Origin of the sequence: Erwinia psidii (assembly GCF_003846135.1) — a bacterium.
In the GTDB taxonomy this organism is placed as follows: domain Bacteria; phylum Pseudomonadota; class Gammaproteobacteria; order Enterobacterales; family Enterobacteriaceae; genus Erwinia; species Erwinia psidii.
On record NZ_RHHM01000023.1, the window covers coordinates 14,921 to 39,062 of the forward strand.

Annotated in this window: 19 protein-coding genes; 12 read left to right on the plus strand and 7 right to left on the minus strand. The window is 49.2% G+C overall.

The genetic code is table 11. From position 1 onward, the window contains the following. Positions 1-3 precede the first annotated feature (3 nt). From trmH to rluF, 9 genes are all read left to right on the plus strand, one after another. The gene (trmH, locus tag EB241_RS19950; protein ID WP_124234819.1) at positions 4-702 is read left to right on the plus strand and encodes a tRNA (guanosine(18)-2'-O)-methyltransferase TrmH; all 699 of its coding nucleotides are present in this window, start codon (positions 4-6) and stop codon (positions 700-702) included. Continuing rightward, on the plus strand, positions 699-2,780 hold the full coding sequence (gene recG / locus EB241_RS19955) for an ATP-dependent DNA helicase RecG (RefSeq protein ID WP_124234842.1): 2,082 nt from the start codon (positions 699-701) through the stop codon (positions 2,778-2,780). The genes trmH and recG overlap by 4 nt, the downstream gene beginning before the upstream one ends. A 210-nt stretch (positions 2,781-2,990) precedes the next feature. After that, complete coding sequence (locus tag EB241_RS20995; RefSeq protein ID WP_158612432.1) at positions 2,991-3,158, plus strand: hypothetical protein; 168 nt, start codon at positions 2,991-2,993, stop codon at positions 3,156-3,158. A 621-nt stretch (positions 3,159-3,779) separates the two neighbouring features. Next, positions 3,780-4,763 (plus strand): glycosyltransferase family 2 protein, encoded by a 984-nt coding sequence (locus tag EB241_RS19960; RefSeq protein ID WP_124234820.1) that lies wholly within the window; start codon positions 3,780-3,782, stop codon positions 4,761-4,763. A 9-nt stretch (positions 4,764-4,772) separates the two neighbouring features. Next, a complete protein-coding gene (locus EB241_RS19965) occupies positions 4,773-6,065 on the plus strand; it encodes an oligosaccharide flippase family protein (protein ID WP_124234821.1) in 1,293 nt (430 codons plus the stop codon). A gap of 13 nt (positions 6,066-6,078) precedes the next feature. Then, positions 6,079-7,074, plus strand: a complete 996-nt coding sequence (locus tag EB241_RS19970; RefSeq protein WP_124234822.1) for a glycosyltransferase family 2 protein — start codon at positions 6,079-6,081, stop codon at positions 7,072-7,074. A 249-nt stretch (positions 7,075-7,323) separates the two neighbouring features. Beyond that, a complete protein-coding gene (locus EB241_RS19975) occupies positions 7,324-8,685 on the plus strand; it encodes a nucleobase:cation symporter-2 family protein (RefSeq protein ID WP_124234823.1) in 1,362 nt (453 codons plus the stop codon). 109 nt (positions 8,686-8,794) lie between these two features. Next, the gene (locus EB241_RS19980; protein WP_124234824.1) at positions 8,795-10,477 is read left to right on the plus strand and encodes an AsmA family protein; all 1,683 of its coding nucleotides are present in this window, start codon (positions 8,795-8,797) and stop codon (positions 10,475-10,477) included. A 38-nt stretch (positions 10,478-10,515) separates the two neighbouring features. Then, entirely contained in the window at positions 10,516-11,388 is an 873-nt protein-coding gene (rluF, locus tag EB241_RS19985) for a 23S rRNA pseudouridine(2604) synthase RluF (protein ID WP_124234825.1), read from the plus strand. A 12-nt stretch (positions 11,389-11,400) separates the two neighbouring features. Here the strand turns inward: rluF and fabY are convergent, their stop codons facing one another. From fabY to typA, 5 genes are all read right to left on the minus strand, one after another. Further along, the gene (fabY, locus tag EB241_RS19990; RefSeq protein ID WP_124234826.1) at positions 11,401-12,339 is read right to left on the minus strand and encodes a fatty acid biosynthesis protein FabY; all 939 of its coding nucleotides are present in this window, start codon (positions 12,337-12,339) and stop codon (positions 11,401-11,403) included. Between the two features lie 45 nt (positions 12,340-12,384). Further along, a complete protein-coding gene (gene dtd, locus EB241_RS19995; protein ID WP_124234827.1) occupies positions 12,385-12,822 on the minus strand; it encodes a D-aminoacyl-tRNA deacylase in 438 nt (145 codons plus the stop codon). Further along, a complete protein-coding gene (locus EB241_RS20000) occupies positions 12,819-13,694 on the minus strand; it encodes a virulence factor BrkB family protein (RefSeq protein WP_124234828.1) in 876 nt (291 codons plus the stop codon). Before EB241_RS20000 ends, dtd begins: the two co-directional genes overlap by 4 nt. Further along, complete coding sequence (yihX, locus tag EB241_RS20005) at positions 13,694-14,290, minus strand: glucose-1-phosphatase (protein ID WP_124234829.1); 597 nt, start codon at positions 14,288-14,290, stop codon at positions 13,694-13,696. The genes EB241_RS20000 and yihX overlap by 1 nt, the downstream gene beginning before the upstream one ends. 152 nt (positions 14,291-14,442) lie before the next feature. After that, entirely contained in the window at positions 14,443-16,266 is a 1,824-nt protein-coding gene (gene typA / locus EB241_RS20010) for a ribosome-dependent GTPase TypA (protein WP_124234830.1), read from the minus strand. Positions 16,267-16,707: 441 nt separating this feature from the next. Between typA and glnA the strand changes: the two genes are divergently transcribed. The 3 genes from glnA to glnG all read left to right on the plus strand — a co-directional run bounded on the left by glnA (position 16,708) and on the right by glnG (position 20,825). Next, positions 16,708-18,117 carry a glutamate--ammonia ligase gene (gene glnA / locus EB241_RS20015; protein WP_124234831.1) on the plus strand — a complete coding sequence of 470 codons (1,410 nt, stop codon included), beginning with the start codon at positions 16,708-16,710 and terminating at the stop codon, positions 18,115-18,117. A 241-nt stretch (positions 18,118-18,358) separates the two neighbouring features. Next, positions 18,359-19,408, plus strand: coding sequence for a nitrogen regulation protein NR(II) (gene glnL, locus EB241_RS20020; RefSeq protein ID WP_124234832.1), 1,050 nt, complete (start codon positions 18,359-18,361; stop codon positions 19,406-19,408). 7 nt (positions 19,409-19,415) lie between these two features. Next, positions 19,416-20,825, plus strand: coding sequence for a nitrogen regulation protein NR(I) (gene glnG, locus EB241_RS20025; protein WP_124234833.1), 1,410 nt, complete (start codon positions 19,416-19,418; stop codon positions 20,823-20,825). 413 nt (positions 20,826-21,238) lie between these two features. On the opposite strand, the gene hemN is transcribed toward glnG, so the two are convergent. Both hemN and yihI read right to left on the minus strand, forming a co-directional pair. Continuing rightward, complete coding sequence (gene hemN, locus EB241_RS20030) at positions 21,239-22,597, minus strand: oxygen-independent coproporphyrinogen III oxidase (RefSeq protein WP_124234843.1); 1,359 nt, start codon at positions 22,595-22,597, stop codon at positions 21,239-21,241. 260 nt (positions 22,598-22,857) lie between these two features. Continuing rightward, positions 22,858-23,388, minus strand: coding sequence for a Der GTPase-activating protein YihI (gene yihI / locus EB241_RS20040; protein WP_124234835.1), 531 nt, complete (start codon positions 23,386-23,388; stop codon positions 22,858-22,860). Between the last annotated feature and the right edge of the window lie 754 nt (positions 23,389-24,142).

The following is a 24,142-nucleotide window of genomic DNA, read 5'->3' on the forward strand; positions in this document are numbered from 1 at the left end:
TCGATGAATGCTCAACGTTATGCCCGTATCCTTGAGATGCTGGCCGCCCGCCAGCACGATCTGACCGTTTGTATGGAAGAGGTTCATAAACCTCATAACGTATCCGCTGTTATCCGTACTGCTGATGCGGTCGGTGTGCACCAGGTTCATGCCGTCTGGCCCGGTTGCCGGATGCGCACTATGGCTTCTACCGCGGCGGGCAGCAACAGCTGGGTACAGGTAAAAACCCACACCAGCATTGCCGATGCGGTGAGTCATCTGAAAAGCCAGGGTATGCAAATCCTCGCCACTCACCTGTCTGATAATGCAGTCGACTTCCGTGATATCGACTATACCCGTCCAACCTGCATTCTGATGGGACAGGAAAAAACCGGTATCACACAGGAAGCACTGAAACTCGCAGATCAGGACATCATTATCCCGATGACCGGCATGGTGCAGTCGCTGAATGTTTCGGTGGCCTCCGCCCTGATCCTGTATGAAGCACAGCGTCAGCGGCAGAATGCCGGAATGTATCAGCGTCAGCGGAGCACGCTGGAGTTCAGCGAGCAGCAGCGTCTGCTGTTTGAGGGCGGCTATCCGGTGCTGGCCCGCGTCGCCAAACAAAAAGGTCTGCCCTGGCCGGAAATCAACGAACAGGGCGAAGTGATTGCTACGCCGGAGTGGTGGGCTTTGATGCAAGCATCGGTACGCAGAAAATGAAAGGCCACCTGCTGGATGCTGTCCCTCTCAGCACGTTATCCGGTGTTGGCCACAGCCAGGCAGGTAAATTAGCGAAGCTGGGATTAGTCACCGTACAGGATCTGCTACTGCATTTGCCCCTGCGCTATGAAGATCGTACCCAGCTTTATGCTATCAATGATCTGCTGCCAAATATTTTCGCCACGGTAGAGGGCGAAGTGTTGCAGAGCGATATCACTTTTGGCCGCCGACGGATGCTCACCTGCCAGATCGGTGATGGTACGGGGATCCTGACACTACGCTTTTTCAACTTCAATGCCGGGATGAAAAACAGCCTGGCTCCGGGTCGCCGCGTGACGGTCTATGGCGAGATTAAACGCGGCCAGCGCGGTGCCGAGATTATCCATCCTGAATATCGCGTGCAGGGTGATAACAGTGTGGTGGAATTGCAGGAAACGCTAACGCCGGTCTATTCCACCACCGAGGGTATTCGCCAGGCAACGCTGCGCAACCTTACCGATCGGGCGCTTGAGCTGCTACAAACCTGTGCCATTACAGAGCTACTCCCGCCTGAACTCAGTAAAGGCATGATCGGCCTGCCGGAAGCGCTACGAACGTTGCATCGTCCACCGCCAGATATAGCGCTGACCGATCTGCAAAGCGGGACGCATCCAGCACAGCGCCGTCTGATCATGGAAGAATTGCTGGCACATAACCTGAGTATGCTGGCCGTCCGTGCCGGAACCCAACGTCATCATGCTCTGCCTTTACCCTCCCGTCATGAACTCAGCGATAAGCTACTGGCAGCACTCCCCTTCAGTCCGACTGGCGCTCAGCAAAGGGTCATCCGTGAGATTGAACAGGATCTGGCACAGGACCATCCCATGTTGCGACTGGTACAGGGCGATGTTGGTTCGGGGAAAACCCTGGTTGCTGCTTTAACCGCCCTTAATGTGATTGCCTGGGGTAAACAGGTGGCACTAATGGCACCAACAGAACTTCTGGCAGAACAACATGCCAGTAATTTCCGTCAGTGGTTTGGGCCACTGGGTATTGAAGTGGGCTGGCTGGCTGGTAAGCAAAAAGGGAAAGCCCGCCAGGCACAACAGGACGCTATTGCCAGCGGGCAGGTATCCATGATCGTTGGCACCCATGCCATTTTCCAGGAGCAGGTGCGGTTTAATGGTCTGGCACTGGTGATTATTGATGAGCAACATCGCTTTGGCGTCCATCAACGTCTGGCGCTGCGGGAAAAAGGTGAAGAACAGGGCTTTCATCCACATCAGCTGATCATGACAGCCACCCCCATCCCGCGGACCCTGGCGATGACGGCCTATGCCGACCTGGATACCTCCACGATTGATGAGCTTCCACCTGGCAGAACCCCGGTGACTACCGTCGCCATCCCCGATACACGACGTTCAGAGATTATCGAACGGGTCAAAAGCGCCTGTAGCGAAGAAGGCCGCCAGGCTTACTGGGTATGTACACTGATTGAAGAGTCGGAACAGCTGGAAGCGCAGGCAGCCGAAGCGACCTGGGAAGAATTAAAGCTGGCGCTGCCAACACTTCAGGTTGGACTGGTACACGGCCGGATGAGGCCCACGGAAAAACAAATGATTATGCAGGCCTTTAAGCAGGGTGAAATCCATCTGCTGATTGCCACAACGGTGATCGAAGTCGGTGTGGATGTTCCGAATGCCAGCCTGATGATCATCGAAAACCCGGAAAGGCTGGGACTGGCGCAACTTCATCAATTACGCGGACGGGTGGGTCGTGGGTCTGTCGCCTCGCATTGCGTGTTGCTTTACAAAACGCCACTGAGTAAAGGGGCACAAAAACGTCTCCAGGTGCTTCGTGACAGCAATGATGGCTTTGTCATAGCGCAATGTGATTTGGAAATTCGTGGTCCTGGTGAACTGTTGGGTACCCGGCAAACCGGTAATGCAGAATTTAAAGTAGCAGATCTACTTCGCGACAGTGCAATGATCCCGGAAGTACAGCGCATTGCCCAACATATTCATCAACATTACCCTGAACAGGCCCAGGCATTAATTGATCGCTGGTTACCCGAAACAGCGCAATATGGCAATGTATGACTTACCAGGTGCATTTCTCTATATAATAGAGTGGACCTCCCACCAGTTATTTAAATTAAATGAGCTAATGTTTTATTCTTGCTAATTAATTATCTTCCACATGGCGAAATTCCTGTTTTCCTGCCGGACCATTGACGTAAAAAATACCATCTGTAATATCACAGAAGAAAAGTATTAACAGAAAATTAGCATCCCTTTTCAGGAGCACTGGTGCCAGGCGTTATTTTTGAAAATAATCGAAAAGCCACAAAAAATAACCGGCTAAAACGTTTTTATTCACTGTTGCTCTCAGCTTATATGCGGCATGCTGGGCCGGTTTACCCCCTCTTTGATGATGAATTTTTGTCATCAGGGTTAACTTTTGCCATAAAAAAATGACGAAACGGATTTGTTTTTAACGTGTAAAAAGCATGGAATAAATCCTAATTTTGAAAAGAATCAAGTCGCAGGATGCTGACAGCAAACGCCGTACAACAGGAATAGCACCACGGAAAATTATAAAAAATATAATTAAGACCATTTTTATTTTGAGAAAACACATTTATGACATTTTTAAGTGCACTGGTAGCTATAAGCCAAGGGCGGTAGCTTGATTTTAAGAGTGGTTAGCCACGGCATTTATCTTAATAATAATTTGTCAACAACTGCTCTAATCTCAGACATAATTGAATTCACGTTCGCCAGTCTGCAGCTACCAGGAATCAACTTAAAGGATCATTTTTTCTGTTAATTGGTGGCGCTAATCCTTACCTCAATGATAAGTTTGCTCAGTGAAACTCGCAGATTCATGGTGTTTTTCAGATGGCACATTGATGTTATCTGTAAACAGGGTTAATGGGTGACGGGCATGGGATACGTCCTGACCTCAACCGCCCCCCTATCGACCAGTGCCTTTTCCGGGATGTGCGGTACAATTCAACCGATTGATTTCCTGTTGGAATAAAGGTTTCAAAATTTATCCGTTTAACTTACTGCGGGTGAACAACGTTAAGAGGCAACATGATTAGCAATTCATCAGATATTTTATTCAGTTTGATTGTACCGGTATATAATGCAGCTCAGTACCTTGAAACCTGTATCGACAGCATTCTGTTACAGAGTGAGAATAACTATGAAATTATTATTGTTGATGACGGTTCCACCGATAATTCTTTGGTCATACTGGACAAGTACAAAAACGATGAAAGGGTTAACGTACTGAGTAAAGAAAATGGCGGTGTGTCTTCAGCCCGTAACTATGGCCTGAACGTTGCCAAAGGAGATTACATCAGCTTTGTTGATGCTGATGACTTCCTGCCAGAGGAGGCGCTGGCCACATGGCGTAGTCTTATGCAGAATAATATAAGTATGGCTGTTGGTCAGTCGGAAGGTTATACACACGACGGCATCAGAATCCCCAATCTGACCGCATCGGAGAACAGTAAAATACTTAACTGCGCTGATGCAATAAATGATATTTTATACTTTAATCCTAAATATGGCGTTTGTGATAAAATTTTCCGTGCTGATATTATAAATTCAAACAGCCTAAGATTTGATGAAAAGATAGCGAACTTCGAAGACTTACTTTTTGTCATCCATTATCTCAATCTGGCAGAAAACAGGAAAGTCGTTTTTTCAGATAAAATTATCTATAACTATAGATATTCATTAAATTCTGCAACAAGAACGACCTTAAAAGAAAAACATTTCTCATTTACAATCTCTTTTATAGAAATAAGAAAATACCTGTCTCCTGAAAATATAAAATTCTACTACCATATTTTTCTGAAAATCACTGCATCTTATATTTCAAGGGCAATGAACACTCAAGGATTCAGCCGTCCATTTCTCGATGAATATATTTCATTATACAGAGTAATTTTCAGAAAATATTTCTCTACTGGTTTAATTTTTAAGGCCAGCACCGGTTATCTTGCCCTGTTTTATTTTTTTCCCGTATTGGTATCACAGTTGCGGAAACTGAAAAAAGATAATCTTTGAGGTTTAATCGTGAAAGAAAAAATAAGAAATTCATTATGGATGATCTCTGAAAAAATAATTGCCGTTTTGGGGCTTATTTTTGTCACCTCTTTCGTGGCTAAATATGTCGGACCGACCATTTTTGGCATCATGTCAGTTTCTATGCTTGTGTTTCAGTTTATACAGTCAATTTCTGTTATGGGCAGCGATGTTATTTTATTAAAAAGGATATCGAGAAATAAAGATTCAGGAATAAAACTGATGCTGTCAACTTTCTTCCTGGTGTTGGTCAGCTATTTTTTTCTTTCAGTTACTGGCATGGTTGTGATGAAAGAAAATATGACATCAGATGCAGCGGTGTTTATTTTTGCTGCGGCAATAGCCTGTCTTTTTTCAGCTATCGATCTGGTTAATGTCTATAATGAAGCAACGCTCAATGCCAAATTGAATGTAATTGCAAACGTTACGGGATTAGTGATAAGCCTGCTGTGCAGATATATCATTTCATATCTGGAGATGGACCCCAGGTATTTGTCCATCCCGATTGTGTTGGTAACTGCCATACCATTTCTGATCAAAACATCCTGGTTCATGTTACGACACGAGAAGAGATCCATTCTTAAGACCAGGCATGTAAAAAAATATTCAAAATATATGATTTCATCAGGCGGGACATTAATTTTCTCCATCATTGCGGTCTCACTGTATACCCGATTTAATCAAATCAGCGTTTCTTATTTTCTTGGCGTGAAAGAAGCTGGTATTTTCTCTGTGGCCCTCACATTATCTACAGCATGGACATTTGTGCCCTATGCATTGCTGGCATCCTTTTATCCTTCTTTCTTTGCGGAGAAAGATCCTGGCAAAACCATCATCAAGATTCAAAATCTGCATCTGATGGTTCTTGGCGTATCCGGCATTATCATCCTGAGTATTCATTTGCTTGCAGGTAAGTTCATCGAATACTTTTATGGCATAGCCTACCTCAATGCGGTCAAACCAACTTTATATCTCAGTATTGCCGCAATGTTTGCCATCTTTAGCAGTATTATGGATCGGTTTATCATTAAATATAATGGATACAAATTTCTGGTCAAAAAAACATTCTTCGTGCTGATCATTTGTTTTATTTCTTCAGTCACCCTTGTTCCTTTTTTCGGGATTGACGGTGCAGCGCTCAGTGTAATCATAACGGAATTTTTCTCTTTCTCGGTTCTCAACTATTTCTTTCGCGATCAACCAGTAATTGATATACATAAGGTTTTTATCAATCCCAAAAAAATATGGGATCTATTTTACAATATAAAACATTCCAGAAAATAAAAGTGAATCCAATATGAATGAAAAAACTATGTTTAGTATCATTATACCTGTCTATAATGCTCAAAAAACAATCCATCGCACCATGATAAGTGTACTGAATCAGACTTACAGTAATTATGAGGTGATTATTGTTAATGATGGAAGCACAGATAACAGCGCCACCATTCTTGAAGAATTTACTGGTCATAAACAAATAAAGGTCATCCCTCAGAACAATGGTGGAGTAAGCTCAGCAAGAAATACCGGATTAAAAAACTGTTCTGGTGATTACGTTCTTTTCCTTGATTCAGATGACTGGATTGATAACAACTTTTTACTTATCTTCAAAGAAAACCTGAACAGTTTTAAAGATAATTCAGTGGATTTAATTATAGGTAATCTTGAAGACGACAGAATAGGAAAAGTTTCTCAGTATGGATTTTTTAATACTGAGGATATTCCTTCTGTTCTCGGTGATTTGGAAGTAACCGATAATATTGGCTATTTGCACAATAAGTGTTACAGAAAAGAAATTATCGATAAATTCAACCTGTGTTTTCAGGAAGGAATCTCCATGAGTGAAGATCTTTTGTTTAACCTTCGCTATCACAATCACGCAGACAATATGCTTGTCATTAGCAGTTCTTCATATTATTATGAGAATTTGTCTGACTCGCTGTCAAAGAAAAGAGTTAGCCATCAGGAACTGGTAGTACGGAAAAAACACTTAACGGAAACCTATAATATACTTATCAATAAATACAAGAACAGTAATCTGAAATTCTTCACAAAAGGGGTTTCAAAACGAATGCTCGCGCTGGATATGCAGATTGTCACTTCAATGTATTATTCATCATTCTCTCAATCGGGTATTGTTAGCGAAATCAATGAACTTAAGAAGAAAAAATATCCGAAAGGGATTTTTAATTTACTTAGCAGAAATGAAAAAATGAAATTCTTCATTATGCGGTTTAACTCTATTTCCGCTTATTATGCTCTTGGCATTCTTTATAAAATGCGTTTTTTCTGAATTGCGTATGATTTCTTTTCGAGTCAAATGCTGAACCTTTAAAAAATATTTCGTTTACCTTTCTTTGTATTTCCTGTTGCTTTTGGTAGCAATACGGCGAAACCATTTTTTCGACCCATTGCTATTTACTATCCCTGTCATGGTTTTTCACTTTCTGGCCAGATTAAACGAGGCTCAGGTACAGCAATCGTTTGCTTTTGCTTCGTGCACGATTAGAATCGCTTTTTTATTCACCAGAGAACCGTGACAATGTCCGCTAACACCCCGTCAGCAGAAAAAAGTGAGTTGATTTACCGACTGGAAGACAGGCCACCTTTACCACAAACCGTGTTTGCCGCATGTCAGCACCTGTTGGCGATGTTTGTGGCCGTTATTACCCCGGCGTTGTTGATTTGCCAGGCGCTGGGCCTGCCCGCCCAGGATACCCAGCACATCATCAGCATGTCGTTGTTTGCTTCTGGGGTTGCGTCGATTCTACAGATAAAAACCTGGGGTCCGGTTGGTTCCGGGCTGTTGTCGATTCAGGGCACCAGCTTCAACTTTGTTACGCCACTGATCATGGGCGGGATGGCACTGAAACATGGCGGTGCCGATGTAAAAACCATGATGGCAGCGCTTTTTGGTACGCTGATGTTAGCCTCCTGTACCGAGATGCTGCTGTCCCGCGTACTGCATCTGGCCCGTCGTATTATTACGCCGTTAGTGTCAGGCATTGTGGTAATGATTATTGGTCTGTCTCTGATTCAGGTTGGTCTGACGTCGATTGGCGGCGGTTTCGCGGCGATGAACGATCACACCTTTGGTGCACCAAAAAATCTACTGCTGGCGGGCACGGTGCTACTGGTTATCGTTCTGCTCAACCGTCAGAAAAATCCATATATCCGCGTGGCTTCACTGGTGATCGCAATGGCAGTGGGTTATCTGCTGGCCTGGGTGATGGGTATGCTACCGGAAAACACCACGCCGTCTCATCAGGCGCTGCTTACAGTGCCAGTGCCGTTCTATTATGGACTGGGTATCGACTGGAATCTGCTGGTGCCGCTGATGCTGGTCTTTATGGTCACCTCACTGGAAACCATTGGCGATATCACCGCGACGTCAGACGTCTCTGAACAACCGGTTAGCGGTCCGCTTTACATGAAGCGCCTGAAGGGCGGGGTGCTGGCAAATGGCCTGAATTCCTGCGTTTCCGCCCTGTTCAACACCTTCCCCAACTCATGCTTTGGTCAGAATAATGGCGTGATCCAGCTAACAGGCGTTGCCAGCCGTTATGTCGGTTTTGTGGTGGCGCTGATGCTGATTGTTCTGGGCCTGTTTCCGGCGGTCAGTGGCTTTGTTCAGCATATTCCTGAGCCGGTGCTGGGCGGTGCCACTATCGTGATGTTCGGTACTATTGCCGCCTCCGGTGTGCGAATTGTGTCACGTGAACCATTAAATCGCCGTGCAATCATGATTATTGCACTGTCACTGGCCGTAGGTTTAGGCGTATCTCAGCAACCGCTCATCCTGCAATTTGCCCCTGAGTGGCTGAAAACGCTGCTCTCGTCCGGTATCGCTGCGGGCGGCATCACTGCGATCGTTCTGAATCTTCTGTTTCCGCAGGAAAAATAATCTCAGCGGCTGCAAAGACGGCGGGCCTGCCGCCGTCATCTCCCGGTTGAGCTTCGATGATAAATCAGGCATAACAATATCTTACCGAACGATCTGAGGAACGGATGCAATGAAATTTACAGGAAAAATTTTGCTGACAATAGTGCTGCTGTTACTGATGGCAGTGGTTGCAACATATCTGCTGATGCAAACCCGATGGGGGAGCAGCTGGATCAGCCGTGCTGTCAGTGAACATACTGAGTATCAGATCGCTTTTTCGAAACTGGAACATCATTTTTCCAATCCAACTCATTTTACCCTTAATAACGTTTCCTTCGGATTTAAAACCCAGCCCGCTATTGTGGTTGCCAAAAAGGTCGATGTAGTTCTCAGTCGCGCACAGTTCTCCAGTCCACTGCATTTTGCCATTATCCAGCTGGAAAATGGCACGCTTAACCTCAATAGCAACGGTCAACCCCTCCCTCTTTCAGCCGACCGACTACAACTGAATCAAATGATCCTCAACCGTCCGGGCAGTAAATTCCCGCTGGTCGCTAAACAGGTGGACGGCGGTATTTTGCCGTGGTACCCCGAAGTGGGGGATTTTATCGGTAACGATACCCGCTTCCAGATCAGCGCAGGGGCACTGGAGGTTAACGGTATTGCAGCGACCAACGTGCTGTTGCAGGGGACACGCAATCACAATCAGCTGGTGATAAATAACCTTGGTGCCGACGTGGCCATGGGCTCAGTCACCACCAGCGCACAATGTGATGCTCAGGGTAACTGGCTGGTTTCTGCTCTGCGACTTAACAACATCCGCCTCCAGAGCAGGCTGTCAATTTCTGATTTACTTGCTCCACTCGCTTCATTGCCCTCGGTCCATTTTGACCGTATCGACGTGACCGACGCACGGCTGGAAGGAAAGGACTGGGCGGTGACCGATCTTGATTTGGCATTAAAAAACATCACCCTTAACAGGGGTAGCTGGGAAAGCAAAGCGGGTTCACTCTCAATGAATGCCAGCACGTTTGTGAACGGCAGTCTGGAACTAAACGACCCGATTGCCAATCTGACATTTTCTCCTGAAGGTATTGCGCTGAAACAGTTCAGTTCACGCTGGGTGAACGGGTTGATCCGTACTTCAGGTCGTTGGGCACGGGATAGTAAGAAGCTGACGCTTGATGAGCTGGCGGTAGCCGGTCTTGAATATACGCTGCCACTGAACTGGCGCGAACGCTGGATGGCCACGTTACCCGAATGGCTGGACAGTGTGGAAGTGACAAAGTTTGTGGCAAACCGTAATCTGATTATTGATATTAATCCTGATTTCCCTTTCCAGCTCACCTCGCTGGAGGGCAATGGCAATCATCTGCTGATAGCACGCAATCATCAGTGGGGTGTCTGGTCAGGCGATCTCAGTTTTAATGCCGCAGAGGCCACGTTTAACCGTGTCGATGTGCGCCACCCTTCCATGTCTCTTAACGCCGGTAACAACAGCATTAACGTAACAGAGATGAGCGCATTTACTCACGACGGTATGCTGGAAAGCCTGGCAACACTGTCTCAGCAACCCGAACGCCGACTGTCACTGACATTGAATGGCCGTAACGTGCCGGTCAATTTGCTGCATGACTGGGGATGGCCGACAGTACCACTCACCGGCGATGGTCATCTTCAGTTGAAAATTCAGAGCAGTCTTGCGGCTGGCGTGCCATTAAAATCAGCGACTAACGGCACATTAGCCATCACCGCTGGTGACAAAACGCTGCAGCAAACCATGAACGATGGCCTGGTGGCTGGCGCGCAATAATCATTTAAAGGTATCATCCGCTTATTTGCGGAATAATCATGCTGACCAACTCCTCAACGCGCCTCAATAAATATATCAGTGAAAGCGGGATATGCTCCCGCCGTGATGCCGATCGTTACATCGAACAGGGCAACGTTTTTATCAACGGTAAACGCGCCTCGGTGGGTGCTCAGGTTTCTGCCGGTGATGTGGTGAAAGTTAACGGTCAGCTGATTGAGCCAAGAAACGAAGAAGATCTGGTGCTTATCGCCCTGAACAAGCCTGTAGGTATCATCACCACGATGGAAGAAGGTGAACGTGACAACATCAGTGATTTTGTTAACCACAGTAAACGCGTTTTCCCTGTCGGACGGCTGGATAAAGATTCTCAGGGGCTGATTTTCCTGACCAACCACGGGGATTTGGTCAATAAGATCCTCCGCGCCGGGAATAACCATGAAAAAGAGTATCTGGTCACCGTCAACAAACTGATAACCGATGAGTTTATTCATGGTATGGGTGCTGGCGTACCGATGCTTGGAACAGTCACTAAAAAGTGTAAGGTGAAAAAAGAAGCGCCGTTTGTCTTTCGCATTACCCTGGTTCAGGGATTGAATCGGCAGATACGCCGCATGTGTAAGCACTTCGGTTATGAAGTTACAAAGCTTGAGCGCACCAGAATCATGAACGTCAACCTGAAGGGACTCCCCCTCGGCGAATGGCGTGACCTGACCGGTGATGAGCTGGTTGAACTGTTTCGGCTTCTGGAAGGTTCTTCATCGGAAGAACCCACGGTGAAAAAAACCAAACCCAGGTCTGCTACAGCAAAGAAACCCGCCGTCAGCGGGCCTAAGTCAGGTGAAAAACCCGCCGGTAATCCGGCTGCCCGCAAGCGCTTTACCCAACCGGGGCGCAAGAAAAAGGGGCGCTGATTCAGCGCATTATCACATCGGCGAGCCGCCCTGCTCTAATGTACCTTCGGGATCGGGCGGCAATACAATATACACCCCCTCAAACACGGCTCCGCACACGTCATTACCCAACAGTTCCACGTTCAGTTGCACACGCGCTTTTCTGCCCCTGGCCAGGCGATCGAGATCCCCACTCAGTGAACCTAAATCAGCTACCGCGCCCGGCTTACCGACAACAGGACGATGATAGCGAATGTGCGCATCCGCCAGGATGATGGTACCGCCCAGATGTTGCTCCCGTAACAGCAGCCAGATTAGCCCCCAGCCGGTCAGGGTGGCCAGCGAGAAAAGGCTGCCAGCAAACAACGTGTGATGCGGATTCTGATTGCCGGTTTCCGGCATGGTGGTGATAAACTTCTGCCCGGTATATTGCTGAATGCGCACCCCCATTTTCTCACTGAGAGGGATATGCTCGTACCATGCCTGCTGCAACTGACCACACCAGTCGGCACGATGCAAAATGTCATCCAGGGTAATAACGGGCTTAACCATCAAAAAATGACGTACCGGGGTGGTTTGCGGTACGGTGACTTCACCCTCATTGAGATAACCAAGCTTGGCAAAAAAGGCCTCAGCGCCCTCACGCGCACTGCAAACAACACGTTTTACACCTTCCTGGCGCGCCACAGACTCCAGCGTCATCGCCACCAGCGTTCCCAACCCCTTACCCTGAACAGAAGGATGAACCGCCAGAAAACGGATTGCCGCTTCATTATCTGCATTAATATACAATCGGCCAATGGCGACCAGTTCTCCACGTTCATCAACCACCATCTGATGATGTGCCAGCGCATCCCAGGCATCACGCTCCGAACCCAATGGTTGATGCAGGGGCTTACGCAGCATTTCCCAGCGAAACTGATAGTACATATCCAGCTCTTCCGCTGTTTCAGGAACCCGAAGGTGATACATAAATAATTCTCTCTATAAATCTGGTTTACTTCCCCTGAAGGGAGCTTATACCTGTAGCCAGAATGTCACGGGACCATCGTTAACCAGTGCAACTTTCATGTCGGCGGCAAAACGGCCGGTATCAGTGGTAATACCCTTTTCACGGCAACAGTCGACAAAATACGCGTAAAGCCGCTCAGCTTCAGCCGGTTCAGCCCCACGCGAAAACCCCGGACGCAGGCCCTTTTGCGTGTCAGCCGCCAACGTAAACTGCGACACAACCAACAGGCTACCTCCCGCCTGCCGGACATTCAGATTCATTTTCCCCTGGTCATCACTGAAGATACGATAGCCCAACACGCGCTCACATAACCGCCGTGCTTTTTGCTGGTCATCCCCTTTTTCAACACCGAGTAAGATTAGCAATCCAGGGCCGATTTCACCGATAGTTTCTCCGGCTACCGTGACGCTGGCGCTTAACGCCCGTTGTATTAACGCGATCATATCCTGTTGCCTTCTTTTTCCTGTTCCTGCTGTTTCATCATACGGTGGTCATGCAGCGTCGCGGTTATCTCTGCACCCAGCAAAACAATACACCAGGTCCAGTAGATCCAAAGGAACAGTATGGGAATAACCGCCAGCACGCCATAAATCAGCTGGTATGACGGAAACATCGTAACATAGAGCGCAAAGGCTTTTTTCCCCAGCTCAAACAACAATCCGGCAATCATCGCCCCAATGAACGCATCACGCCACGCAACCTGACGGGTGGGAACGATACTGTAGAGCAGCCAGAAAGCGAGCCATGAGAGCAGTAGCGGAAAAATTCTCAGTCCATAGTCAATCAGCCAGCTGACGCCAGTTACCGAGGCCCAACGAAGCGATAGCAGATAGGAGCTGATAGCCAGACTGGCCCCGGCCAGCAGCGGCCCCAGCGTCAGGATCATCCAGTAAACGGCAAAGGAATAGACTAATGGGCGTTTGCGCTGGCTACGCCAGATGGTATTGAGTGCGGTATCAATGGAATACATCAACAACAGCGAGGTTACCACCAGCCCACAGGCTCCCACGGCGGTCATCTTGTTGATGTTGGCCACAAACTGCTCAAGATAACTCTGGATTGCCGTACCCGATGCGGGAACAAAATTACTGAAAATGAAGGTCTTAAGCTGGCTGCTGACCGAGGAAAATGCCGGAAAAGCGGCAAACAGCGCAAATACCACCGCCACCAGCGGGACCAGTGAAAGGAGTGACACATAAGCCAGATTACCCGCCAGCGTGGTCATGGCATCTTCATTGATTCTCTGCCAGAGCAGTTTAAGCCATGACCAGAACATCCTCAGACGAGACCGGTAAGCGTTATGACGGCACAGCATCACTGCTTTTCAGCAAAAAAAGCGGGGATGACGCTGGCATCCGTAACATGAACACTTTTGATTCCAAGCGCACGGGCACCTTCAATGTTTTCAAGGTTCTCATCAAAGAAAATCGTCTGGTCGGCGCTGAAACCCTCTTCATTCAGCACCCGCTGATAAATACGGGCTTCAGGTTTGCGCATCCCCATATCCTGCGAAAGATAAATTTTATCCGCAGCACGCTGTACTTCAGGATATTCCTCAGGCCAGAAACGACAGTGCAGACGGTTGGTATTAGAGAGAATAACGACGCGATCGCCCCTTTGGCGCAACGCTTGCATCACCTGCAACACGTCGGGCCGCACGCCGACAAAAATCGCCTGCCAGCCGGCGGTGAACTGTTCGAAGCTCAGGGCAAGTCCCAGTTCCTCACAAACCTGTTTCGCAAAGTGCTCATCGCTGACTTCCCCGCGCTCGTGTCGGTGCACGTTTTCACCCAGGGTGAAGTTGCTTTGTAGCGTGGCTAATGGCACTCGTCCCAGATCGCTCCACACACCCAGGACCCGGTTGAAGTCAATATCAACAATGACGTTACCTAAATCAAAGATATACAGCATGACCATCTCCTTTTGTTCCGCCAGGCTATTCACTCTAGCGGTAAAACGAAAGCCTGAACAGGTCGGAAATTTAAAAACTGGAAGGAAGATTCAGAGAGAGAAAAATACAGGGCCAGAAGATACTGACCCTGTGTTGACGGCTAAAAGGCAGGTTAAGCTTCTTTGCTTCCGCGCATGGCGCGTTTACGATCGTTTTCAGTCAGGTGACGCTTACGAATACGGACGGAAATCGGCGTTACTTCTACCAGTTCGTCATCATCAATAAACTCAATCGCCTGCTCAAGCGTCATCTTGATCGCCGGAACCAGCGTGGTGGCTTCGTCGGTACCTGATGCACGCATGTTAGTCAGTTTTTTACCGGTCAGACAGTTCACGGTGAGGTCGTTAGAACGACTGTGAATACCGATAATCTGGCCTTCATAAACTTCTGCACCATGCCCCAGGAACAGCTTGCCACGGTCCTGTAAACCAAACAGCGCAAACGCTACCGCTTTACCCTGACCGTTAGAGATCAGTACGCCATTCTGACGCTGCCCCACTTCACCCGGACGGATATCATCATAATGGCTGAAGGTGGAGTACAGCAGACCGGTGCCAGAGGTCATGGTCATAAATTCGTTACGAAAACCAATCAGACCACGGCTTGGGATAACATAATCCAGACGGACACGACCTTTACCATCCGGGTCCATGTTTTTCATGTCAGCTTTACGTTCACCCATCGCCTGCATCACAGCACCCTGATGCTGTTCTTCAATATCCAGAGTGACGTTTTCGAATGGTTCCTGCTTGCGGCCTTCGAACTCACGGAAGATAACTTTCGGACGGGATACCGCCAGTTCGAAGCCTTCACGACGCATGTTCTCAATCAACACCGACAGGTGCAGCTCACCACGACCGGATACGCGGAACGCATCAGCATCGGCAGTTTCTTCCACACGCAGCGCCACGTTGTGCACCAGCTCTTTATTCAGGCGGTCCAGGATCTGACGAGAGGTGACAAACTTACCTTCTTTACCGCAGAAAGGTGATGTATTGACGTTAAAGAACATAGTAACGGTCGGTTCATCAACGCTCAGTGCTGGCAGCGCCTGAACATTCTGAGGATCACAAATGGTGTCAGAGATATTCAGTTCACCCAGACCAGTGATAGCGATGATATCGCCCGCTTCCGCTTCCGTAGCATCAATGCGTTCCAGCCCCAGGTGAGTCAGCACTTTACCCACTTTACCGTTGCGGGTTTTACCTTCGCTGTCGATGACAGTAACCTGCTGGTTTGGCTTCACTTTACCGCGTTTGATGCGGCCAATGCCGATAACACCAACATAGTTGTTGTAGTCCAGCTGAGAGATCTGCATCTGGAACGGCGCAGCCATTTCAACCTGCGGCGGCGAAACGTGTTTCACAATAGCTTCATACAGTGGCGTCATGTCTTCCGCCATATCGGTATGGTCAAGACCAGCGATACCGTTCAGCGCCGAGGCATAAATCACCGGGAAGTCGAGCTGTTCGTCAGTCGCGTCAAGGTTCACGAACAGATCAAACACCTGATCCACCACCCAGTCAGGGCGCGCGCCAGGGCGGTCGACTTTATTAATCACCACGATCGGCTTCAGACCATTAGCAAACGCTTTTTTGGTCACGAAACGGGTTTGCGGCATTGGGCCATCCATTGCATCCACAACCAGCAGCACCGAGTCAACCATTGACATCACACGCTCAACCTCACCACCGAAGTCGGCGTGTCCCGGGGTATCCACGATATTGATGCGGTAGTCGTTCCATTTAATGGCGGTGTTTTTTGCGAGGATGGTAATCCCACGCTCTTTCTCCAAATCGTTGGAGTCCATTACGCGTTCGGTTGCTTCAGCGCGGGCGTCGAAGGTCCCGGACTGCTGTAGCAATTTATCAACCAGGGTAGTTTTACCGTGGTCAACGTGGGCAATAATGGCGATGTTACGCAAATTTTCGATCACAGCTTTGCCTCAGGCATTAGAAATAGCGCGCTATTGTACACGGATTAATCGAAGGACTGAACAGGATCACAAATATCAATTAAAGATTACTGTCAGCTTGCTTTTTTAGCCATTTACAGTGCAACAATTGCACCGGGCCAGAGAAATGCACCATTTAGGTGCCTGTACTACACTAAACAGCACCACCATGGTGCGATAAATCCATCTTGGTGCAGACCCCGGTTCACGGGAGGGCGCATCATAGCGCTTTTTCAGCATATTTAAAAAGTTGGCATAAATTTCGCTTTAATCCCTGTAAGCAAAAGATGCCAGTTTACACTCAAGGTTGGTAATCTGTCAGAGCGCTTTATTATCGAATGACCGCGCCTGTAAAGGCAAAATATTTGCCGTCGTAAAGACCTCTGGCCACAACGACAATGACATAATCCAGGAGAGTTAAGTATGTCCGCTGAACACGTTCTGTCGATGATGAACGAGCATGAAGTTAAATTTGTTGATCTGCGTTTTACCGATACCAAGGGAAAGGAGCAGCACGTTACCATCCCTGCTCATCAGGTTAACGCTGACTTCTTCGAAGAAGGCAAAATGTTTGACGGCTCCTCGATTGGTGGCTGGAAAGGGATTAACGAATCCGACATGGTCCTGATGCCTGACGCCAGCACCGCCGTTCTCGATCCTTTCTTTGAAGATCCTACGCTGATTATCCGTTGTGATATTCTTGAGCCGGGCACCATGCAGGGCTATGACCGTGACCCGCGTTCAATTGCCAAGCGTGCAGAAGACTTCCTGCGCTCTTCCGGTATCGCAGACACCGTGCTTTTTGGACCAGAACCTGAGTTTTTCCTGTTTGATGACGTGCGCTTTGGCGCCACCACTTCCGGTTCCCATGTTGCTATTGACGATATCGAAGCGGCCTGGAACACCGGTAAAGAATATGAAGGCGGCAACAAAGGTCACCGTCCTGGTCTGAAAGGCGGTTACTTCCCGGTTCCTCCGGTCGACTCCTCACAGGACATTCGCTCTGCTATGTGTCTGACCATGGAGCAGATGGGTCTGGTGGTTGAAGCTCACCACCACGAAGTGGCTACCGCAGGTCAGAACGAAGTGGCTACCCGCTTCAACACCATGACCAAAAAAGCCGACGAAATTCAGATCTACAAGTACGTTGTGCACAACATTGCCCACGCTTATGGCAAAACCGCAACCTTTATGCCAAAACCCATTTTTGGTGATAATGGTTCCGGTATGCACTGCCACATGTCCCTGTCTAAAGACGGTAACAATCTGTTCTCTGGTGACAAGTACGGCGGCCTGTCTGAAACAGCGCTGTTTTATATTGGCGGTGTTATCAAACACGCTAAAGCGATCAATGCACTGTCAAACCCAACCACCAACTCTTACAAGCGTCTGGTCCCAGGTTATGAAGCACCTGTTATGCTGGCTTATTCTGCACGTAACCGTTCTGCTTCCATCCGTATCCCAGTGGTTGCCAGCCCGAAAGCACGTCGTATCGAAGCGCGTTTCCCGGATCCAGCGGCGAACCCTTACCTGTGCTTCTCTGCCCTACTGATGGCTGGCCTGGACGGCATCATTAACAAAATCCATCCTGGCGACGCGATGGACAAAAACCTGTATGACCTGCCGCCGGAAGAAGAAGCTGAGATTCCAAAAGTGGCCGGTTCACTGGAAGAAGCACTGAACGCACTGAACGAAGATCGCGAGTTCCTGACCCGTGGCGGCGTGTTCACTGACGACACCATTGATGCCTATATCGAACTGCGTAAAACCGAACTGGATCGCGTTCGTATGACTCCGCATCCCGTTGAGTTCGAACTGTACTACAGCGTTTAATTAACGTTTTAAGCCCGGCGAACTCTCTGTCGTAGCAAGACAGCAACCGAAGCGCTCCCGTTCATTGATTAGCGTGAAAAGGGAGCCATCATCGCTGTGACATGAAAGTCGCCAGCACCGATTGCCGTGGAAATTTCAGCCCATCTTCGGATGGGCTTTTTTCACCACGGATTCATCGTTCAGTACAACGATTTCTGGGTTAAAGACTATAATGCACTAAAAAAGTGCAGGGGAATGCTGTATGGCAACAGGCATGCTGCCCGATGCTGGGCAGATTCTCAACGCTCTGATTAACAGCATATTGCTGGTCGACAGTGAACTGGTGGTGCATTACGCCAATCCTGCGGCACAGCAGCTACTAGCACAAAGCTCGCGTAAGCTTTTTGGTACGCCGCTACCGGAACTGATGGGATATTTTTCGTTAAATATTGACGTCATGCGTGAAAGTCTGAATGCCGGTCAGGGCTTTACCGACAGCGAAGTCACTCTGGTAGTCGACAGCCGTGCGCATATTATGTCATTGACCGCGCAGCGTCTGTCCGATGGTTTAATCCTGCTTGAAATGGCTCCGATGGATAATCAGCGCCGTCTCAGTCAGGAACAGATTCAACACGCCCAGCAGGTAGCCGCACGGGATTTGGTTCGGGGTCTGGCACACGAAATTAAAAACCCGCTGGGGGGATTGCGGGGGGCAGCCCAGCTTCTGGCAAAAGCGCTTCCTGATCCATCTTTAACTGAGTACACCAGGGTCATCATCGAACAGGCCGATCGCCTGCGTAATCTGGTTGACCGCCTGCTTGGCCCACAACAGCCGGGTATGCATGTAACACAAAGTATCCATCAGGTGGCTGAACGCGTCGTCAATCTGGTGTCGATGGAGCTTCCCGATAATGTGACGCTGGTGCGGGACTACGATCCCAGCCTGCCGGAGCTGCCACACGATCCTGATCAAATCGAACAGGTTCTGCTTAACGTTGTTCGCAATGCGCTACAGGCATTGGGTGACGCAGGCGGCGTTATTACACTTCGTACCCGCACAGCATTTCAGCTTACGCTACACGGAGTTCGTTATCGTCTGGTGGCGCGGATTGATGTCGAAGATGATGGCCCCGGTATTCCGGCACAGTTACAGGATACGCTGTTTTATCCAATGGTCAGCGGCCGCGAAGGCGGAACAGGCTTAGGCCTCTCCATCGCCCGTAGCCTGATCGACCAGCATGCGGGAAAAATAGAGTTCAGCAGTTGGCCTGGTCACACTGAATTTTCGGTTTATCTGCCTATTCGCCAGTGAGGTTTCTATGCAACGAGGGATAGTTTGGATCGTCGATGACGATAGCTCCATCCGCTGGGTGCTTGAACGCGCGCTCACTGGAGCCGGTTTGAGCTGTGCCACCTTTGACAGCGGTAATGAGGTGCTTGACGCCCTCACGACCAAAACCCCAGACGTTTTACTTTCAGATATTCGTATGCCCGGTATGGATGGACTGGCGCTACTTAAACAAATTAAACAACGCCATCCTATGCTTCCGGTCATCATAATGACCGCTCACTCCGATCTGGACGCGGCGGTAAGTGCCTATCAGCAGGGCGCTTTTGATTATCTGCCCAAGCCTTTTGATATTGATGAGGCCGTGGCGCTGGTTGAACGTGCGATCAGCCATTATCAGGAACAGCAGCAGCCACGTAACCAACCGGTCAGTGGACCAACCACCGATATCATCGGTGAAGCACCGGCGATGCAGGACGTGTTCCGCATTATTGGTCGCCTCTCCCGCTCGTCAATCAGCGTACTGATTAATGGTGAATCGGGAACCGGTAAAGAGCTGGTTGCTCATGCCCTGCATCGCCACAGTCCGCGTGCCAAAGCGCCATTTATTGCCCTGAACATGGCGGCCATACCAAAGGATCTGATTGAATCTGAACTGTTTGGCCATGAAAAAGGGGCATTTACCGGCGCAAATCAAATCCGACAGGGGCGTTTCGAACAGGCCGATGGCGGCACACTCTTCCTTGATGAAATAGGGGATATGCCGCTGGATGTACAAACCCGTTTACTGCGTGTGCTGGCGGATGGCCAGTTCTACCGGGTTGGAGGATATGCGCCAGTCAAAGTGGATGTGCGTATTATCGCGGCAACCCACCAGAATCTGGAGCTTCGCGTGCAGGAAGGTAAGTTCCGTGAAGACCTGTTCCATCGTCTGAATGTGATCCGTGTGCATCTGCCCCCGCTCCGTGAACGCCGGGAAGATATTCCGCGTCTGGCTCGCTATTTCCTCCAGATTGCGGCGCGTGAACTGGGTGTTGAAGCAAAAATCCTGCACCCGGAGACGGAAACGGCACTGACGCGTCTGCACTGGTCAGGCAACGTACGCCAGCTGGAGAATACCTGCCGCTGGCTGACGGTAATGGCCGCAGGACAGGAAGTGTTAATCCAGGATCTGCCGGGAGAGCTGTTTGAGACCGCGACACAGGAAACGCAGGTACACGCGTTACCCGACAGTTGGGCAACGCTGCTGGCACAGTGGGCCGATCGGGCGCTTCGTTCCGGTCATCAAAATCTGCTTTCAGAAGCCCAGCCGGAAATGGAGCGCACCCTGTTGACCACCGCATTGCGTCATACTCAGGGGCATAAACAGGAAGCAGCACGCTTACTGGGATGGGGACGTAATACGCTGACCCGCAAACTAAAAGAGCTGGGGATGGAATAAACCGGTAAAAGCGTAAAAATCATCTGACGGCGCGGTGTTCGTCGCCTCACCAACTTTATACGTTGGTGAGGCGACGGCCATCCAGACTGTCACGCTTTGCCCTGGGAAATAAGATCAATAAATTCCCGGCTGGATTTTGCCAGGGAAAGGCGTTTTACCAGCCTTTGTCATCAAGCAGGTTTGCCAGTCCGGCGATGGCGGAGCCATGAGGTGCGCTCAACGTATCAATAGCATTGTCTGCCGGTAACCGGGTGATTAGATTTAGCGAAGGCAAATCCGGGATATGAGGTCGGGCTGGGATCGGTGACCGTCAGTGCCATCGTAAGACAGGGTTCAGCAGACGGCTTCCCGAAGGTGCTGGCAATCTGCTATGCAATACTGAGGCAGGGATAATGCATTAGTTTGGCTGCGGATCAAATCACCCGTGAGAACTGCTGCATACGCGCTTTCTGACGCAGGTAAATATCAAAGCACATACAGATATTTCTGACCAGCATCCGCCCCTTCATGGTAACCCTCAGGCCTTGCTCGTTACACTCCACCAGCCCGTCGGCAATAAACGGGGCGAGTAGTGCTAAATCCTCAGAGAAATAGTCCGTAAAACGCTGTGTACCCGTTTGAAAGTCGGCAAAATTCAGCGAGAAGTTGCACATCAGCGTTTTAATCACATCCCGGCGCAGACAATCATCGGAAGTCAGGCGGAGTCCACGCCATAACGCGGTTTTCTGACGCTCCAGCGCCGCATACCAGCTTTTCAACACTTTCTGATTTTGCGCATAGCTGTCACCAATCATGCTAATGGCGGAAACCCCCATACCCAGCAGATCATTGCCACCCTGGGTAGTATAGCCCTGAAAATTTCGATGCAGCCGCCCTTGCCGCTGGGCTATCGCCAGTTCGTCATCGGGACGGGCAAAGTGATCCATGCCAATGAACTGATACCCCTTCTCCGCCAGGAAGGTGACAGACTGTTGCAGAATCGCCAGTTTCTGTCCGGCATCGGGCAGGTCGGCTTCCCTGATTTTGCGTTGGGCGGCGAACAGACCGGGCATATGTGCATAATTAAATATACTGAGCCTGTCGGGAACCAGCGCGGCCACCTTTTCCAACGTAAAAGCAAAGCTTTCCGGCGTTTGCATGGGCAGGCCATAGATCAGGTCAAGATTTACCGAGATAAAACCCAGCCGTCTGGCATACGCAATCAGCCTGACGATCATCGCCTCATCCTGAACGCGGTTGACCTTTTCCTGTACGTCCTTATTAAAATCCTGCACTCCCATACTCAGACGGTTGAAACCAGCCGAGCGCAGGTGGTCAAGCATATCCGTTGCTATCTCTCTGGGATCAATTTCAATCGATAGCTCAGCCTCTTCACTGAAATTAAAATGCTGACGTAGCAAATTGATCAGTTGGGTAATTTGTATTTTGTTCAGCCAGGTTGGCGTGCCACCACCCCAGTGCATTTGGGTAACGGTGCGGTTGCCAAATAACCTGCTGCGGGATGCAATCTCCACGGTCAGCGCGGTCAGGTAGTCATCCGCTTTATGCTGCTGTCGTGTTACCAACTTGTTGCAACCACAGAAATAGCATAACCGATGACAGAAAGGGATATGGATATATAACGAGAGCGGCCTGTCTGGATAACGCTGACTGGCCTGCAAAAATGCCGTCTCATCGTAATCCTCGTGAAATTCCAGTGCGGTGGGATAGGAGGTATAACGGGGACCAGAGATATTGTATTTCTGAATCAGTGTCTGATCCCATTCAATCATCTGCGTCACGATGTTTACTCCTTCCTGAGGGGTTGGATGTAGACCGTCGGGTGTGTGGCAGCGGCCTGCGTGGAGGACGAATGCCTGTCCTGTGAAGACGGTTCTTCAGCCTGGACAGTCGCTGTATTTTAACCAACATCCATACCAGGCCGCAGAGCAAAATCATCAGGTAAATTGATCCAGGCCAATTCATCAGCAGAGAACCCTTAACAAAAGTAATGCACTGCTGGCACCACAGATCAATTTCATTGCCAGAAGCGTCAGTTTCCGCCTTTCAGCAAGCGATACATATTTTCTTCCGCTTCTTCATCATCAGCCTCGGCATCATCATCGAGGGCAATGCCCAACTGTTCCATCAGTACGTCAATGCGATCGAGCGTCTGATCGAGCCAGGCCTGATCTTCCGCTTTCAACGCTTCGCCGCTCTCCAGCCGATCCAGTAACGCATCCAGACGCTCGTCGTTTTCCAATTTCGCCAGCTCTTCTTCTGGCGTCAGACGCGGGGCTTTCTCAGCGCCGGACCGGCTCCGGGTGGGCTTTGCCGCTTTTTTCACTGACTGAGCATCGCCACCCAGTGCGATCGGTTTTTTACTGCCGATGCGCGGATCTTTCTCTTTTGTGACCTGCCCCCCCGTCTTTTCAGATGTAACAGGATTTGCACGGCTACCGGAAGCATTGCCGCGTTGTTTTTTTTCACGTTTACGATCGCGCGCTTCGCTGTTGATTTGATCGCGCGTTTTGCGTTTTGCTGCCGGTTTCTTACCGTGGGGCACACGTGCAGGTTGATTCATTGTTTCTGCTCTCAGACTCTTTATCTTCACTGTAAAATGCGATATCAACCGGAATGCCATTCCAGATAGTTGATCACCGAAAGGGGGAATTCAGCCCGAATGGCGTGCTCTGATAAACGCCAAACCAACCCTGATCGCTAACCGGGCTGCGTGGTGCCGATCATAGCACTGATTCGTCATGGCAAAAGAGGCAGGAGCAGAAAATCACCTGTAAAATAGCGGATACCCTCCAGGCTGAACGCACTCAGTGTAGGGGTAGTGACGCAATTTCCCGCCAGTCTGCTGATTTATTGTGAGTTGATTAGTTTATCTTCTGGAAATATTAATTAACCAACCGCGCCACGGGACTGAGGTGACAATAATCATTGTTCTTCAGCTGTAAATTTTACCGTGTTGGAAAATACCTGCGCTTTAACCTGTGAGGGTACAGCAGAAACGTAGCGATCTCCTTGGTCAGATTAAACGCAGAAGGCTTCTTTGTTGCGCTGTCATTAGCAGGCTGTTTTTCAACAGTGCAAGGCAGACCTTCAGGTCAGTATGTGATGGGAGTACCAATGCATTACCGCTGTAAAAGACGTTTGCTACTGATTTGCTTTGTTTCAGAGTACAGGCACAGCTGACTGGAACGATCAGAAGCCAAAAGGCGACAGGTTATCCCGTCGCCTTTCCTGGTACCTTCCGCAGAAGGACTAACGTTGACCAGTGTCCTCTTTAGCACACAACATCCCGGTTTTCCGTTGCCGTGTCCGCTTCT

Bases quoted from the DNA above. Each gene is read 5' to 3' on its own strand.
- hemN (WP_124234843.1), bottom strand. From the start codon at position 22,597: ATGATTGAATGGGATCAGACACTGATTCAGAAATACAATATCTCTGGT.
- EB241_RS20000 (WP_124234828.1), bottom strand. From the start codon at position 13,694: ATGCTGTGCCGTCATAACGCTTACCGGTCTCGTCTGAGGATGTTCTGG.
- glnA (WP_124234831.1), top strand. From the start codon at position 16,708: ATGTCCGCTGAACACGTTCTGTCGATGATGAACGAGCATGAAGTTAAA.
- EB241_RS19960 (WP_124234820.1), top strand. From the start codon at position 3,780: ATGATTAGCAATTCATCAGATATTTTATTCAGTTTGATTGTACCGGTA.
- EB241_RS19975 (WP_124234823.1), top strand. From the start codon at position 7,324: ATGTCCGCTAACACCCCGTCAGCAGAAAAAAGTGAGTTGATTTACCGA.
- glnG (WP_124234833.1), top strand. From the start codon at position 19,416: ATGCAACGAGGGATAGTTTGGATCGTCGATGACGATAGCTCCATCCGC.
- dtd (WP_124234827.1), bottom strand. From the start codon at position 12,822: ATGATCGCGTTAATACAACGGGCGTTAAGCGCCAGCGTCACGGTAGCC.
- rluF (WP_124234825.1), top strand. From the start codon at position 10,516: ATGCTGACCAACTCCTCAACGCGCCTCAATAAATATATCAGTGAAAGC.
- yihX (WP_124234829.1), bottom strand. From the start codon at position 14,290: ATGCTGTATATCTTTGATTTAGGTAACGTCATTGTTGATATTGACTTC.
- trmH (WP_124234819.1), top strand. From the start codon at position 4: ATGAATGCTCAACGTTATGCCCGTATCCTTGAGATGCTGGCCGCCCGC.
- yihI (WP_124234835.1), bottom strand. From the start codon at position 23,388: ATGAATCAACCTGCACGTGTGCCCCACGGTAAGAAACCGGCAGCAAAA.
- EB241_RS19970 (WP_124234822.1), top strand. From the start codon at position 6,079: ATGAATGAAAAAACTATGTTTAGTATCATTATACCTGTCTATAATGCT.
- glnL (WP_124234832.1), top strand. From the start codon at position 18,359: ATGGCAACAGGCATGCTGCCCGATGCTGGGCAGATTCTCAACGCTCTG.
- fabY (WP_124234826.1), bottom strand. From the start codon at position 12,339: ATGTATCACCTTCGGGTTCCTGAAACAGCGGAAGAGCTGGATATGTAC.
- recG (WP_124234842.1), top strand. From the start codon at position 699: ATGAAAGGCCACCTGCTGGATGCTGTCCCTCTCAGCACGTTATCCGGT.
- EB241_RS19980 (WP_124234824.1), top strand. From the start codon at position 8,795: ATGAAATTTACAGGAAAAATTTTGCTGACAATAGTGCTGCTGTTACTG.